Origin of the sequence: Neisseria sp. HMSC058F07, assembly GCF_001810035.1 — a bacterium.
Lineage (GTDB): Bacteria > Pseudomonadota > Gammaproteobacteria > Burkholderiales > Neisseriaceae > Neisseria > Neisseria perflava.
On the sequence record NZ_KV799674.1, the window covers coordinates 198,796 to 213,206 of the forward strand.

Genomic DNA, 14,411 nt, shown 5'->3' on the forward strand with positions numbered 1-14,411 from the left:
TTTTTTTTATTTTCCAAGAGCTTGATATATTGGGCAGGCGCTTTGTTGGAGCGGATATTAAAATAATAACATATTTCATTACCTACTGTAGATTTCCTGTTTAAAAACATCAGCCAAGGTACGAGGAAGGTGGCAAGGTTGAGATCGTGGTTAGAACGGAAACGGTTGGATAAAAAGGCTTCAATCTCAGTACGGTAGTGTTGCCAAGCAAATTGAAAGCTGCTTTTATGCAGTGGAATATAGGTGTGTACTAACGGACGGTCGATGTGGCAGTCGTAGTGCTGTTGTAATAGTGTGATGCAGTTTTTTGAGGCGGAAAGAGTGGGTGTGTCGGTTCCTCTTTCGGACATTTGTTTTAGGCTTTTGTCTGCAATAAAAAGTGAAGCAATCCCGTTGGCGTGAAAAAAATGTTCCTTCGGTAATGGTCGGGCAACAAATACATCATCGTTAAAATAGATGAAGTGTTCATTTAGATTAGGAATGTTGTGCAAGTGTGCTTCGATTACATGCGAATTGAAGGTGGGCAGGTATTGCGGGTCAATGATTTGACTGTGATCTATTATGCTGACATTGGGATAGTCGGCAGGATTGAGCCAGTCGGGGCGTTGGTTGTCGGTAATGATGTAGATATGGTTGACCCACGACAGGAAGGTGCGCACGCTGTGAAGTGAATAGTAAAGTTCGTTGTGGTTGCTGAAACGGGCTTCGTCATTATTGTGGAGTGCGTTTTGTTCGGCAGTAGGGCTATGTTGGCGCCGACGTTTCTGCCATTTGGGATCTTGGTTATTTACCCATGTGAAAACGACATCAACTTTAATAGGGGGAAGGTCGATACTATTTTCAATTTCGGCTAAATACAGGCTGTTGTCGATAATGACCGGTTCGTCAGACTCTGTTGTACGCTGTTCGGCGTTTCGGACAGGGTATCTTTTGTTGAGATAGTCGCGGAAGAATACACCTGGTTGTCGAATCAGTTTTTTAAGTTTTCTCATGACGGTATTCGCTGTAATGTGATGTCTTTTGATGCTTATGTCAGGTTTTCAGACGGCCTAATATTTCATCAGGTGTTATAATGGCTGTGCGTAATTAAAAGTATAGTGAGATTTAATCAATGTTGAAAGCAGAATGTCTTACCCGCAGGGGCATGTTATTGTTGTGTGTCAGTCTGTTGGCTGCATGCTCTTCTCTTCCTACTTCCGGCCCAAGTACACGAAATGTTGTTGCTTTGGGGCAACAGTCGGCTACAGCCGAAGTGCCAGAGGTGGAGTTGATTGATGTGAATGGTGCGGTAGCTCAGTCGCTATATCAAGCGCAAGTTAATCAGTCATTTGCTCAGTTGGGCGATGGTACATCATCAATAGGGGCTATCAATATAGGTGATGTGCTGGACATTACGATTTGGGAAGCTCCTCCGGCTGTGTTGTTCGGCGGAGCTTTGTCGTCTACCGGTTCGGGTAATGCGCAGCAAACGAAGCTGCCTGAACAGATGGTCAGCTCTGCAGGTACGATTTCTGTGCCGTTTATTGGCGATGTGTCTGTCCTTGGTAAAACACCGGTTCAGGTGCAAAACATTATTAAAGGCCGTCTGAAAAAAATGGCAAACCAGCCGCAGGTAATGGTGCGCATGGTGCAAAACAATGCGGCGAATGTATCGGTTATCCGCGCGGGTAACAGTGTGCGTATGCCTTTGACGGCTGCAGGCGAGCGTGTGTTGGATGCGGTGGCTGCCGTGGGCGGTTCGACTGCGAATGTTCAGGATACGAACGTACAGCTGACACGTGGCAATGTTGTCAGAACGATTGCTTTGGAAGACTTGGTGGCGCATCCGCGTCAAAATATTTTGTTGCGCCGCGGTGATGTAGTCACAATGATTACTAATCCAAGCACGTTTACGTCTATGGGTGCGGTCGGTCATACGCAGCAGATTGGTTTCTCTGTGAAGGGCTTATCTTTGGCTGAGGCTGTGGGACGTATGGGCGGTCTGCAGGATTATAGTGCAGATGCGCGCGGCGTATTTGTATTCCGTTATGCGCCTTTGTCCGAGCTGCCTCCTGAGAAACAATCTAAATGGGTTGAAAAGGGTTATGGCGATCGTGCGGAGATTCCTGTGGTCTACCGTTTGAACCTGGCAGATGCGAATTCTATGTTTTGGATGCAGCGTTTCCCTGTGAAGGATAAGGACGTGGTGTACGTATCGAATGCACCGATGGCCGAAGTACGCAAGTTCTTGTCATTTGTGTTCTCGCCTGTGGTTAGCGGTGCGAACAGTATTAATAATTTAGTGAACTGATGGGGAAAATAATGTCTGAGCAAGTTTCTGCAAATGTGGATGTGAAACCGGAACAACCGGCTCCCGAAAAGAAAAAGGCCAAAAAGTCTTGGTTGCGTAAGATTAATCCGTTGCTTTGGGTAACGGTTATCGTGCCGACTTTGTGTTCCGGTGTGTATTACGGACTATTTGCTTCTGATCAGTTCACATCCCAGTCCAGCTTTGTGGTGCGTTCTCCTAAAAGCCAATCGTCTTTGAACGGCTTGGGCGCTATTTTGCAGGGGTCTGGTTTCTCTCGTGCGCAAGACGATATTTATACCGTGCAGGAATATATGCAGTCGCGTTCGGCTTTGGACGCGTTGCGTAAGAAAATGCCCGTTCGTGATTTTTATGAAAAAGAAGGCGACATTTTCAGCCGTTTTAATGGTTTTGGCCTGCGTGGCGAGGATGAAGCGTTTTATCAATACTACCGCGATAAGGTATCCATCCATTTTGACTCTGTCTCAGGCATTTCTAATTTGAGCGTTACATCTTTCAATGCCGGTGAATCTCAAAAGATCAATGATGCTTTGCTCAAACAGGGTGAGGTATTGATCAACCAGCTGAACGAACGTGCGCGTCAGGATACGATTCGTTATGCTCAGGAAGTGGTCAATTCGGCTGAAGAGAAAGTTAAAGAAGCTTCGGCTCAATTGACAAAATTCCGTGTGTCCAACGGTATTTTTGACTTGAAGGCGCAATCCGATGTGCAAATGGGTTTGGTATCCAAATTGCAGGACGAGTTGATTGTCATTCAAACTCAGCTTGACCAGGTAAAAGCCGTTACGCCTGAAAACCCGCAAATTCCAGGTTTGATTGCGCGTGAAAAGAGCTTGCGTAAAGAAATCTCGCAACAAATGAAAGCGATTTCCGGCGGTGGCGAGGGTTCGTTGTCCAATCAGGCGGCGGAATATCAGCGCGTGTATTTGGAAAACGAATTGGCTGAGAAACAATTGGCTGCAGCGATGACTTCTTTGGAAAGTGCGAAAGCGGAAGCAGATCGTCAGCAATTGTATTTGGAAGTGATTTCCCAGCCGAACAAACCTGACTTGGCGCATGAACCAAACCGTCTGTACAACATTGTGGCAACGTTTGTCATCGGTTTGATTGTCTATGGCATTGCCGTGTTGCTGTCTGCAAGTATCCGTGAGCATAAAAACTGATGAAAGAGCTACATAAAACATCGTTTTTGGAGTCGCTGCTTATCCAAAAAAGGGTAATCGGCGCGCTCTTAATGCGTGAAATTATTACTCGCTACGGTCGTAATAACATTGGTTTTTTGTGGTTATTTGTCGAACCTTTGCTGCTGACTTTGGTTATGGTGTTGATGTGGAAGTTTTTCCGCATGCACAACGTGTCGGCTTTGAATATCGTGGCTTTCACGCTGACAGGCTATCCGATGATGATGATGTGGCGTAATGCCTCTAATCGCGCCATCGGTTCGATTGCGGCCAACACAAGCCTGCTGTATCACCGAAATGTACGTGTTTTAGATACCATTTTTGCGCGTATGTTGTTGGAGATTGCCGGTGCCACCATTGCGCAGGTTGTGATTATGGCTGCATTGGTCGTCATCGGCTGGATTGATGTACCGGCAGATATTTTCTATATGTTGTTGGCTTGGCTTTTGATGGCAATGTTTGCCGTTGGATTGGGGCTGGTCATCTGTTCGGTGGCGTTTCACTTTGAGCCGTTTGGCAAAGTTTGGAGTACCATCAGTTTTGTGATGATGCCTTTGTCCGGCGTGTTTTTCTTCGTACACAACCTGCCTCAGCAGTTGCAACACTATGTGCTGATGCTTCCGATGGTGCATGGTACAGAAATGTTCCGTGCCGGATATTTTGGTAACAGCGTTACGACTTACGAAAATCCTTGGTATATTTTGTTGTGTAATTTAGTTTTGCTGCTGCTTGGTTTGGCGATGGTGGCGAGATTCAGCAAAGGGGTTGAGCCGCAATGATTTCAGTTGAACACGTTTCCAAACGCTATCTGACCCGCCAAGGTTGGCGGACAGTCTTGCACGATATCAACTTCAAAATGGAGAAGGGCGAGAAAATCGGTATTCTCGGCCGCAACGGTGCAGGTAAATCGACGCTCATCCGTTTGATCAGTGGCGTTGAGCCGCCAACCACGGGCGAAATCAAGCGGACGATGAGTATTTCTTGGCCTTTGGCATTCTCCGGTGCGTTTCAAGGCAGCCTGACCGGTATGGACAATTTGCGTTTCATCTGCCGGATTTACAATGTCGATATCGATTATGTGAAGAACTTTACCGAAGAGTTTTCCGAGCTGGGGCAATATCTTTATGAGCCGGTTAAGCGTTATTCTTCAGGTATGAAGGCGCGTTTGGCATTTGCTTTGTCGTTGGCGGTAGAGTTTGACTGCTATTTGATTGACGAAGTGATTGCAGTGGGTGACTCGCGCTTTGCCGATAAATGTAAGTACGAGTTGTTTGAAAAGCGCAAAGACCGTTCTATCATCTTGGTGTCACACAGCCACAGCGCCATGAAGCAATATTGCGATAATGCGATGGTGCTGGAAAAAGGGCATATGTACCAGTTTGAAGACATGGACAAAGCCTACGAATATTATAATTCGCTGCCTTAAAGCGATTGTTTTTAAATCAGGCCGTCTGAAATTTCAGACGGCCTGTCCGTTGGAATTCTATTGATGAACATTACTCAAATTCTTTCCCAAGAACTCTCCGCCACTGCCGCGCAAATCAGTGCCGCCATTGAGCTTTTAGATGATGGCGCGACCGTCCCCTTTATCGCGCGTTACCGTAAAGAAGCCACGGGCGGGTTGGACGATACGCAGTTGCGCCAGCTTGCCGAGCGGCTGCAATACCTGCGCGAATTGGAAGAGCGCAAAGCCGTTGTGTTAAAAAGTATTGAAGAGCAAGGCAAGCTTTCAGACGACCTCAGGGCGCAAATCGAAGCCGCCGACAACAAAACCGCGCTGGAAGACCTGTATCTGCCCTACAAACCCAAACGCCGCACCAAAGCACAAATCGCACGCGAACACGGTTTGCAGCCGCTGGCGGACGTGTTGCTTGCTGAGCAGCCGCAGGATGTTGAAGCCGCCGCACAGGACTACCTGAACGAAAACGTCCCTGACGTAAAAGCCGCGTTGGACGGCGCGCGCGCGATTCTGATGGAGCAGTTTGCCGAAGACGCAGAACTCATCGGCACGCTGCGCGATAAGTTGTGGAACGAAGCCGAAATCCACGCGCAAGTCGTTGAAGGCAAAGAAACCGAAGGCGAAAAATTCAGCGATTATTTCGACCATCGCGAACCTATTCGCACCATGCCCAGCCACCGTACGCTGGCGGTATTGCGCGGCCGCAATGAAGGCGTGTTAAACATCGCACTCAAATACCAACCTGACGACACGCCGATTACTCAGCAAAGCGAATACGAGCAACTCATCGCCCGCCGTTTCAAGGTTTCAGACGGCCACAAATGGCTGCGTGATACCGTGCGCCTGACTTGGCGCGCAAAAATCTTTTTGTCGTTGGAACTTGAAGCCCTAGGCCGTCTGAAAGAAGCCGCCGACACCGACGCGATTACCGTGTTCGCCCGCAATCTCAAAGACTTGCTGCTCGCCGCGCCCGCCGGACGGCTGACCACGCTGGGTCTCGACCCCGGCTACCGCAACGGCGTGAAATGCGCCGTAGTGGACGACACGGGCAAGCTGTTGGATACCGTCATAGTCTATTTGCATCAAGAAAACAATATGTTGGCAACGTTGTCGCGCCTGATTAAACAACACGGCGTGAAGCTCATCGCCATCGGCAACGGCACTGCCAGCCGCGAAACCGACAAAATCGCGGGCGAACTGGTGCGCAGAATGCCGGAAATGGGGCTGCACAAAATCGTCGTGTCCGAAGCTGGCGCGTCGATTTATTCCGCGTCCGAACTGGCGGCGCGCGAGTTCCCCGACTTGGACGTTTCCCTGCGCGGCGCGGTGTCCATCGCCCGCAGGCTGCAAGACCCGCTTGCCGAGTTGGTCAAAATCGACCCCAAATCCATCGGCGTGGGCCAGTATCAGCACGACGTGAACCAAAGCCAGCTCGCCAAATCGCTGGACGCGGTGGTCGAAGACTGCGTGAACGCCGTCGGCGTGGACGTGAACACCGCCTCCGCCCCGCTCTTGGCGCGGATTTCCAGTTTGAATCAAACCCTTGCCCAAAATATTGTTGCCTACCGCGATGAAAACGGCGCGTTCGACAGCCGCAAAAAATTGCTGAAAGTACCGCGTTTGGGCGAAAAAACCTTCGAGCAGGCAGCAGGCTTTTTGCGGATTAACGGCGGCAAAGAGCCGCTGGATGCAAGCGCCGTCCACCCCGAAGCCTATCCCGTCGTCGCTAAAATGCTGGCGCAACAAGGTATTAGCGCCGCCGAACTCATCGGCAACCGCGAGCGCGTGAAGCAAATCAAAGCGTCCGACTTCATCGACGAACGCTTCGGCCTGCCGACTATTTTGGACATCCTGTCCGAGCTGGAAAAACCCGGCCGCGACCCGCGCGGCGAGTTTCAGACGGCCTCCTTCGCCGAAGGCATCCACGAAATCAGCGACTTGCAAGTCGGCATGATACTCGAAGGCGTAGTCTCTAACGTCGCCAACTTCGGCGCGTTCGTGGACATCGGCGTCCATCAGGACGGCTTGGTGCACATCTCTGCCTTATCCAATAAATTCGTCCAAGACCCGCGCGAAGTGGTGAAAGCCGGCGACGTGGTGAAAGTGAAAGTGCTGGAAGTCGATGCCGCCAGAAAACGCATCGCGCTGACCATGCGGCTGGATGACGAGGCTGGTGGCACAGCCAAAGGCAACAGGCCGTCTGAAACCCGACATCAAGAACGCCGCGACCGAAAACCCCAACGCAACGACCGCGCCCCGACCAATTCGGCGATGGCGGATGCGTTTGCGAAGTTGAAGCGGTGAGGTAGAAAACCAATTAAAGGTCGTCTGAAAACTTTTCAGACAACTTTTGCCGGCATTTACAGTTGTAATGATACGTTTGTTTTAGTTAAATTCCGTTTATCTGAAATGGATTGTAGATTTTAGATGTAATGGTATTTTACTCAAAATTATAAGTTGAGTATCTGTTTAGTATTTTGTTATTGTTATGAAAGATTATTGGAAAACAGATATTGTTTTAGACTACTTTTGAATATTGGGTTTGTAACCCATTCTATATTTATTAAATTAATAAAAGATATTTCGGTTGAAATTTTAAAATATGGTAAAGATTTTTATATGTATTTTTTATTTTATCTTTATGATATGTTATTTTTTATTAGGTGGAATTTTATATGTATACAGGATAGAATATTATGATATTTTTATTATTTTTGTAAGAATTAATAATTATATATTCTATGGTGGGGGGATCACTCTTTTTTTTCTTTCCTCTAGTGTAAAGTTTATTATTGGTAATATTACAGAGTCAAGTAAATTTTTTAAACAAATTAATATGATTTTTTATATTGTTCAGTATATTAATTTATTTATATTTTTTGCAATTTGTATTTCCGTTTTTTGGGTTGTGGTTTTTAGTTTAAAATTTGGAGTATGAGAATGCCAAACGCTGGATTTAGTTTTTTAAATATTGCACGCGAAAATGGATTAAGTACTGCTGATGCGATTCAAAATGCTAATAATATTCAGAAATATTTAGCCACGCCTGAAGCAGATAGAAATTCATTGGATGGCCTTGATGCTGCAATCGCAGCCTTATCTTTCGCCGCTACAAGTGCTGCTATGGGAGCTTCTGTAGCCAATGCAGGTCTCTCTGGTAATGCAAATGCAGCTGGTGCTATGTTGACGGGAGCTGCATATCAATTGAATGGGGCAGTTGCTTCAGCTTCTATGGCTGCAACTTATGCATATTTGAAGAGTAGTAGGTATCTTCAAATAAGCGTATAGTTCCAAATATCACAAACCCATCATCACAACCTTAGGAGTTCAAACCATGAAACCTGTTTTGTTTGCTGCGCTGATTTCCTGTTTCTCCGTTGCTGCGTATGCGGCCTGTACCGACAGCCAACAGCAGTGCGTGATTTATAAAAACGGCAATGTTGCGACAGAAGGCGGCTGTACGGTCAGCAAGTGTCAAAGTGCCGATGCGCAAGTGTTGAAATGGAAGCTGAAAAACGGCAAAGACGTCACCGTGGAAATCGGAAAAAACGGTAAGGTTTTGGTGAACAAGAAACCGGGTGCGAAAGCGAACAACAGCAATGCGTCAGGCATGGGTTTGACATGCTATGCCGCTGATGCGGACAAACGCGAACAGTTCTGCTCGACCAATTATTGATTGAATTGTTGCTTTGATTAAAGGCCGTCTGAAAAGTGTTTCAGACGGCCTTGATGTTTATCCTTCCGATATTTTTTCATTGAGAAAGTCAATAAAGCTGCGCACTTTCGCACTGAGAAATGCCCTGTCGACATAGGTGGCGTTCAGTTGATCTGTCCAGATGGTGTAATCGGGCAGGAGTTGGATTAATGTGCCCTCCTTCAATTCCTGCTGAACCGCCCAAAGGGGCTGATAGCCTATGCCTGCGCCTGCTTTAATCAGTTCGCGGATCATCAGCGTGTTGTCGCTGCGGATAACCGGGGAGAGGTGGAGAATGGCTTTTTCTCCGGTAATGCGGTGGGTAATCTCCCAGTTTTGTTGACTGGTATAGGAAGGCAGGATGGCTTGATGCTGCATGACGGATTCGGGCGTATCGGGTGTGCCGTGTCGGGCCAGATAGTCGGGAGCGGCAAGCAGGACGAACTCGATTTTGGCCAGCGGTTTGACGATCAGCGAAGGGGAGGGGGTTTTGGAAACGCGTAAGGCGAGGTCGAAACCTTCGGCAATGAGGTCGATATGGCGGTTGTCGAGGACGAGGTCGAGCGTTACTTTGGGATAACGCTGGCGGTATTCTGCTAGCCATGCGCTCATATTGCCGCCTGCAAACCATAGGGGCATGGTAACGCGCAACATACCTTGCGGCGTGTCGGTACCGCCTGCCGCTTTTTGGGCGGCGGTGTCCAAGGTATCCAGCGCGTAGCTGCATTGGCGGTAGTATTCTTCGCCTGCTTCGGTCAGATGGAGGTTGCGGCTGTTGCGGTGTAAGAGCTTGGCTTGAATGGTGTTTTCCAGATGGCTGACGTGTTTGCTGGCCATGGCGGTGGAAATGCCGAGCTGATCGGCGGCACGGGTAAAGCTGCCGCTTTGAACAACTTGGCGGAAAACTTTTAGGCTAAATAGGGTATCCATTATTTCTTATTAGGAAACGTTGTATCAATAATTCGAGTATATATCTCTTACTGGGAATTATCTATACTGCACTTATTGAAATTGCTCCATACCTCTTCAGGTAGCCATTAAAATAAGGATTATTAAGATGTCAGCCCTCAAATCATTCCAACCTGTTGTATTGTCTGTCTTGCGTATTGTTGCGGCGTATTTGTTTTTGTTGCATGGTACGGCCAAGTTTTTCAGTTTTCCGATGTCTATGGGCGGTGCGCCCGAAGGCTTGATGCTGGTGGCCGGTGTTTTGGAAATTGTCGGTGGTATCTTATTGATATTGGGCCTGTTTACGCGTCCGGCCGCGTTTGTTTTGTCCGGTCAGATGGCAGCCGCCTACTTTATAGCCCACGCGTCTTCTGGTGATGTTTTGTTCCCATTGGCCAACCATGGCGAATCTGCCGTTTTGTTCTGCTTCGTGTTTTTGTATCTGGCAGTAGCCGGTGGCGGAGCGTGGGCTCTGGATAACGTTTTTGGTAAAGATAAAGATTAATTTAAGGAAAAGATCATGACTTATTCTGTTTTGCAACAAGCTGCTGAAACCCGTCGTTCTATCTATGCATTGAACAACACCCTGCCTCTGTCCAATGAGGAAGTAACCAAAATCATCGAACACGCCGTTTTGCATACGCCGTCTTCTTTCAATTCGCAATCTGCCCGAGTGGTCGTATTGTTTGGCGAAGAACATGCCAAAGTGTGGCATTTTGTCGAAGAAGCGTTGCGTGCGGTTGTTCCTGCCGAGCAGTTTGAAGCCACTGCACAAAAACTGAACTTGTTTAAAGCAGGCGCGGCGACAGTTTTATTCTTTGAAGATCAAGATGTTGTCAAAGGCTTGCAAGAGCAGTTCCCATCTTATGCGGCCAACTTCCCGATCTGGGCGGATCAGGCAAATGCCATGGTTCAATATGCTGTGTGGACAACATTGGCGGCTGCCGGTATCGGCGCCAATCTGCAACACTACAATCCGCTGCCTGATGCAGCCATTGCCAAAGAATGGAACTTGCCGGAAAGCTGGTTGTTGCGTGCGCAAATGGTGATTGGCGGTATCGCGGCTTCAGCCGGTGAAAAAACCTTCCAACCAATCGAAGGCCGTCTGAAAGTATTTGGCGCATAAATGAAATGATGTTTTAAACAAAGGGCGCGATGTTTGCGCCCTTTTTGAAATACCAAAATTAAAAAGGCCGTCTGAAAACAGTTTCAGACGGCCCTTTATCTATGCCATAAAATCAACCGCGGCGCCAAGTAGTACCGCCGGCGTTGTCTTCCAGAATGATTTTGTGTTCGTTCAGAAGGTCGCGGATGCGGTCGGATTCCGCCCAGTTTTTATCCGCGCGCGCCTGTTTGCGGCGGGCGATCAAATCGTCGATTTCCTCGTTGGACAGGCCGTCTGAAACAGCACCACCTTGCAGGAATTCAATCGGGTCGCGTTGCAGCAGGCCAATGATGCCGCCCAAGGCTTTCAGGCAGCCGGCGAGGTGCGCATCATTGGTTTTGTTCCCCTCGCCTGCCAGTTCAAACAACACAGCAACCGCTTCGACCGTACCGAAATCGTCGTTCATGGCGGCGTAGAAGCGGCGGGTGTAGTCGTTGGCGTTTTCGGATAAATCAAACTCAGCCGCTGGTGTGTTTTTCAATGTAGTGTACAGACGGGTCAGCGCACCTTTTGCGTCGTCCAAATGCGCGTCGGAGTAGTTCAGCGGGCTGCGGTAGTGGGCGCGCAGGATGAAGAAACGTACGACTTCAGGGTCGTATTGTTTCAACACTTCGCGGATGGTGAAGAAGTTGCCCAGCGATTTGGACATTTTTTCGCCGTCCACACGGATGAAGCCGTTGTGCAGCCAGTATTTGACGTGGCTGGCGATGCTTTGACCGTGGTGGGTTTGCGCGTGGTCGTGGCCGCAGGTATGACCGCTGGCACCGACGCTTTGGGCGATTTCATTTTCATGATGAGGGAACTGCAAGTCCGCGCCGCCGCCGTGGATATCGAAAGTATCGCCGAACAGGTTTTCACTCATGGCAGAGCATTCAATATGCCAACCCGGACGGCCGTTACCCCAAGGGCTTTCCCATGCAGGTTCGCCTGCTTTGGCCGCTTTCCACAATACAAAATCAAGCGGATCGCGTTTGAAACCGTCCACTTCCACACGCTCGCCTGCGCGCAAGTCATCCAACGATTTGCCCGATAATTGTCCGTAAGCCGAAAACTCGCGCACGGCGTAGTAAACATCGCCATTTGAGGCAGGGTATGCCTTGCCGTTTTGAATCAGGGTTTCAATCATGGCAATCATTTGCGGAATGTTTTCGGTCGCCTTTGGCTCGATGTCGGGACGCAATACGCCCAAAGCATCGGCATCTTCGTGCATAGCCTGAATGAAACGCGCGGTCAGCTCGCCAATGGTTTCGCCGTTTTCAGCCGCGCGGGCAATGATTTTGTCGTCGATGTCGGTGATGTTGCGTACATAAGTAAGCGGATAGCCACACTCACGCAACCAACGGGCAATCATGTCGAACACAACCATCACACGGGCATGGCCTAAGTGGCAGTAGTCGTAAACAGTCATACCGCAAACGTACATACGCACGTTTTTAGGGTCGATGGGGGTGAAGGGTTCTTTTTGACGGGTAAGGGTGTTGTAGATGGTTAGCATAGTTTCAATAAATTTATCTGCAATGAAGAATTTCTCTAATTTTTTTGTCTAGAACTTCGCCACTGGGGAGATTTGATCCAGTGATAAATCTAGTGGCGAAATCATCTAATTTAAATTTCAGAGTGCGTTTTTGTATTAATTTCCTTTGCTGACCAGATGGAACTGCAATTCCGAGGTCGTAAGTATGTACGGTTATGACATCATTTGCATCTTGGTCAGTTTTGGGAATATCTGAGCCTATAATTTCTTCAAATTTTTGATAAACGACCTCAGGAACTATGAAATATAGACCATGAGTTACTAACTTAGAGCGTGAATATACTAGACTCTTCCGAATAATTTGAGGTATCAATCGTTTATGAACATTTGCCCAGTTTAAACCATGGGCTGAGGCTGGAATAAAAGCTTCTTTATTACGTGCTGCATACCATGCATCTCTATAATTGCCTGTAATATCAATACTTTGAACTTCAATTCCCACATAACCTCGAAGTTCGCCATTTTCAATATGTGCAAGAACCCAGTCCATACTCATTTTGCTAAGTTTAACTTCTTTTCCTGAGTTTAGACCTAGTGCGACGATACAATTTAAAGTTTCTATTCTTGATTGTGTTGAATAAGTAATATATTCATCGAAGAGGAAGAAGGGAATATTTCCAAATACTTCGTTGCCTACGCGCTGGATGCTTGAATATTTATTTGCATATAGTCTGTTTGGACAAATAATTACATCATGTCCCGTATTTGATACAGAACAAGTGCCATAACAAATAGTATTGTCATGATTGTATTTGATACATGCTTTACCAATAAAAGGGCAGGCTGATAAATCCCAAAACTTACGTGCTAAAGGTGATGTATCTGTTGGACTATATCCAAATATTTCTATTAGAGATCGTGTTGATTTTGTGGCCATATTTATGATATTAGTTTTTTGATAGTTTCCCCTATAGCTTTTGCCATTAGAGGAGGAACAGCATTCCCAACCTGTTCAAATTGTTCTGTTAAATTTCCTGTAAAAATGTAGTTATCAGGAAAGCTCTGGATGCGAGCAGCTTCTCTCACTGATAATGCACGATCTTGTGTTGGATGAAAGAAGCTTCCCCAATGGGGGTCGCATTTGGTAAGGATAGTTGAACACATTTCTTGAGGGTGGAGGCGTCCATAACGTTTTGTATGGTCGCTTCGACGAGCTTTCTTTAATCCTTCAGGTAATAATTCAAAAGGAATATCTCTCCAGCTCCCTCCTTGAGGTATATGCTTTAATCTTTCTAAATTCAGTTTTCCTAATTTTCCGCAGCTGTGATTATAAATTTTGCTAGATCTTTCTCTTAGGATTTGTTGATATTCAGAAAGAGGATCTGTGGGATATGCAATATTATCTAGACTTTCTCCTAAAGCCAATATTGGTAAGTCGGAAATAGCATCCCAAACAGTCGTTGCTTTTTTTAACTCTTGTGCAAAGAGTGGGGGTATTTTGATACAGAGTTCATTTGCTCCTGCAAAGTTAGTCACAGCTGTAGCAAAATGGCTTGGCTCAGGGAATTCAACTTTATGGTTATCTCTTAGGGCGATAAATATGGTACGGAATCTTGTTTGGGGAATTCCATAATGGCCTGCAAAGAGAATACGATGGTCTACAGAATATCCCATTTGCTTTAGTTCAGAATAAATAGTTTCTACAACTGTACCTTTCCCTAAAGAAACAATACCTGGTACGTTTTCAATTAGAATGGCTCTAGGTTGTAGAATTTTAGCTATTCGGAGATATTCTTTAAATAGATGATTTCTCTGATCATCTAGTGAGCGAATTGGTGCATTAATAGAGAATCCTTGACAGGGAGGCCCACCTGCTAATAAGTCTAATTCACCAGTTTTTAAGTTAGTTAGATTTAAAATATCGTACTCTGATAACTTTCTGATATCGCTAGTAATTACTTTAGAATCAGGATGATTTTTTGCAAAAGTTTGTGCATAGATTGGATGTATGTCAGAGCCTAGTACGGAGTGAAATCCGGCCATATTTAATCCGCATGACAAACCTCCCGCACCAGAAAAAAAGTCAACTAATTTCATTTATATATCTATTAATTATAGTGTTTTCTACTTTATTCATCAGTAGTATTAGAATTTTTAGATGGCTTTAAAAGGCCATCTGAAA

At 46.7% G+C, this 14,411-nt stretch carries 14 protein-coding genes; 9 read left to right on the plus strand and 5 right to left on the minus strand.

What is annotated here, in order from left to right; genetic code table 11:
- Positions 1 to 992, minus strand: a 992-nt coding sequence (locus HMPREF2696_RS04260; RefSeq protein WP_070587935.1) for a stealth family protein, incomplete at its 3' end; no start/stop codon positions are given.
- Positions 993 to 1,111: 119 nt separating this feature from the next.
- Here HMPREF2696_RS04260 and HMPREF2696_RS04265 point away from each other — a divergent pair.
- The 7 genes from HMPREF2696_RS04265 (at position 1,112) to HMPREF2696_RS04300 (ending at position 8,624) form a co-directional block, all read left to right on the plus strand.
- Positions 1,112 to 2,290, plus strand: a complete 1,179-nt coding sequence (locus tag HMPREF2696_RS04265) for a polysaccharide biosynthesis/export family protein (protein WP_049335793.1) — start codon at positions 1,112 to 1,114, stop codon at positions 2,288 to 2,290.
- 11 nt (positions 2,291 to 2,301) lie between these two features.
- Entirely contained in the window at positions 2,302 to 3,471 is a 1,170-nt protein-coding gene (locus HMPREF2696_RS04270) for a capsule biosynthesis protein (protein WP_036492193.1), read from the plus strand.
- The gene (locus tag HMPREF2696_RS04275) at positions 3,471 to 4,268 is read left to right on the plus strand and encodes an ABC transporter permease (protein WP_004519071.1); all 798 of its coding nucleotides are present in this window, start codon (positions 3,471 to 3,473) and stop codon (positions 4,266 to 4,268) included. Before HMPREF2696_RS04270 ends, HMPREF2696_RS04275 begins: the two co-directional genes overlap by 1 nt.
- Entirely contained in the window at positions 4,265 to 4,915 is a 651-nt protein-coding gene (locus HMPREF2696_RS04280) for an ABC transporter ATP-binding protein (protein WP_003747991.1), read from the plus strand. Before HMPREF2696_RS04275 ends, HMPREF2696_RS04280 begins: the two co-directional genes overlap by 4 nt.
- A gap of 63 nt (positions 4,916 to 4,978) precedes the next feature.
- Entirely contained in the window at positions 4,979 to 7,252 is a 2,274-nt protein-coding gene (locus HMPREF2696_RS04285; RefSeq protein WP_070587937.1) for a Tex family protein, read from the plus strand.
- A 636-nt stretch (positions 7,253 to 7,888) separates the two neighbouring features.
- Positions 7,889 to 8,236: a hypothetical protein gene (locus HMPREF2696_RS04295; protein WP_039861883.1), complete on the plus strand. Its 348-nt coding sequence runs from the start codon at positions 7,889 to 7,891 to the stop codon at positions 8,234 to 8,236.
- Positions 8,237 to 8,282: 46 nt separating this feature from the next.
- Positions 8,283 to 8,624: a hypothetical protein gene (locus HMPREF2696_RS04300; RefSeq protein ID WP_004519067.1), complete on the plus strand. Its 342-nt coding sequence runs from the start codon at positions 8,283 to 8,285 to the stop codon at positions 8,622 to 8,624.
- Between the two features lie 57 nt (positions 8,625 to 8,681).
- Here the strand turns inward: HMPREF2696_RS04300 and HMPREF2696_RS04305 are convergent, their stop codons facing one another.
- Positions 8,682 to 9,572 carry a LysR family transcriptional regulator gene (locus tag HMPREF2696_RS04305; RefSeq protein ID WP_004519066.1) on the minus strand — a complete coding sequence of 297 codons (891 nt, stop codon included), beginning with the start codon at positions 9,570 to 9,572 and terminating at the stop codon, positions 8,682 to 8,684.
- A gap of 127 nt (positions 9,573 to 9,699) precedes the next feature.
- On the opposite strand from HMPREF2696_RS04305, the gene HMPREF2696_RS04310 reads away from it, so the two are divergent.
- Both HMPREF2696_RS04310 and HMPREF2696_RS04315 read left to right on the plus strand, forming a co-directional pair.
- The gene (locus HMPREF2696_RS04310; RefSeq protein ID WP_070587938.1) at positions 9,700 to 10,095 is read left to right on the plus strand and encodes a DoxX family protein; all 396 of its coding nucleotides are present in this window, start codon (positions 9,700 to 9,702) and stop codon (positions 10,093 to 10,095) included.
- A 15-nt stretch (positions 10,096 to 10,110) separates the two neighbouring features.
- A complete protein-coding gene (locus HMPREF2696_RS04315; RefSeq protein ID WP_070587940.1) occupies positions 10,111 to 10,716 on the plus strand; it encodes a nitroreductase family protein in 606 nt (201 codons plus the stop codon).
- Between the two features lie 112 nt (positions 10,717 to 10,828).
- Here the strand turns inward: HMPREF2696_RS04315 and cysS are convergent, their stop codons facing one another.
- Genes cysS through HMPREF2696_RS04330 form a run of 3 tightly spaced genes read right to left on the minus strand, consistent with a single transcriptional unit; the run spans position 10,829 to position 14,326 of the window.
- On the minus strand, positions 10,829 to 12,250 hold the full coding sequence (gene cysS / locus HMPREF2696_RS04320; RefSeq protein ID WP_070587941.1) for a cysteine--tRNA ligase: 1,422 nt from the start codon (positions 12,248 to 12,250) through the stop codon (positions 10,829 to 10,831).
- Between the two features lie 13 nt (positions 12,251 to 12,263).
- Complete coding sequence (locus HMPREF2696_RS04325; RefSeq protein WP_070587942.1) at positions 12,264 to 13,166, minus strand: NotI family restriction endonuclease; 903 nt, start codon at positions 13,164 to 13,166, stop codon at positions 12,264 to 12,266.
- 2 nt (positions 13,167 to 13,168) lie between these two features.
- Positions 13,169 to 14,326, minus strand: a complete 1,158-nt coding sequence (locus HMPREF2696_RS04330; RefSeq protein ID WP_070587944.1) for a DNA cytosine methyltransferase — start codon at positions 14,324 to 14,326, stop codon at positions 13,169 to 13,171.
- Positions 14,327 to 14,411 lie beyond the last annotated feature (85 nt).

Excerpts from the sequence above, each read along its gene's own strand:
- HMPREF2696_RS04265 (WP_049335793.1), top strand. The coding sequence starts at position 1,112 with ATGTTGAAAGCAGAATGTCTTACCCGCAGGGGCATGTTATTGTTGTGT.
- HMPREF2696_RS04270 (WP_036492193.1), top strand. The coding sequence starts at position 2,302 with ATGTCTGAGCAAGTTTCTGCAAATGTGGATGTGAAACCGGAACAACCG.
- HMPREF2696_RS04275 (WP_004519071.1), top strand. The coding sequence starts at position 3,471 with ATGAAAGAGCTACATAAAACATCGTTTTTGGAGTCGCTGCTTATCCAA.
- HMPREF2696_RS04280 (WP_003747991.1), top strand. The coding sequence starts at position 4,265 with ATGATTTCAGTTGAACACGTTTCCAAACGCTATCTGACCCGCCAAGGT.
- HMPREF2696_RS04285 (WP_070587937.1), top strand. The coding sequence starts at position 4,979 with ATGAACATTACTCAAATTCTTTCCCAAGAACTCTCCGCCACTGCCGCG.
- HMPREF2696_RS04295 (WP_039861883.1), top strand. The coding sequence starts at position 7,889 with ATGCCAAACGCTGGATTTAGTTTTTTAAATATTGCACGCGAAAATGGA.
- HMPREF2696_RS04300 (WP_004519067.1), top strand. The coding sequence starts at position 8,283 with ATGAAACCTGTTTTGTTTGCTGCGCTGATTTCCTGTTTCTCCGTTGCT.
- HMPREF2696_RS04305 (WP_004519066.1), bottom strand. The coding sequence starts at position 9,572 with ATGGATACCCTATTTAGCCTAAAAGTTTTCCGCCAAGTTGTTCAAAGC.
- HMPREF2696_RS04310 (WP_070587938.1), top strand. The coding sequence starts at position 9,700 with ATGTCAGCCCTCAAATCATTCCAACCTGTTGTATTGTCTGTCTTGCGT.
- HMPREF2696_RS04315 (WP_070587940.1), top strand. The coding sequence starts at position 10,111 with ATGACTTATTCTGTTTTGCAACAAGCTGCTGAAACCCGTCGTTCTATC.
- cysS (WP_070587941.1), bottom strand. The coding sequence starts at position 12,250 with ATGCTAACCATCTACAACACCCTTACCCGTCAAAAAGAACCCTTCACC.
- HMPREF2696_RS04325 (WP_070587942.1), bottom strand. The coding sequence starts at position 13,166 with ATGGCCACAAAATCAACACGATCTCTAATAGAAATATTTGGATATAGT.
- HMPREF2696_RS04330 (WP_070587944.1), bottom strand. The coding sequence starts at position 14,326 with ATGAAATTAGTTGACTTTTTTTCTGGTGCGGGAGGTTTGTCATGCGGA.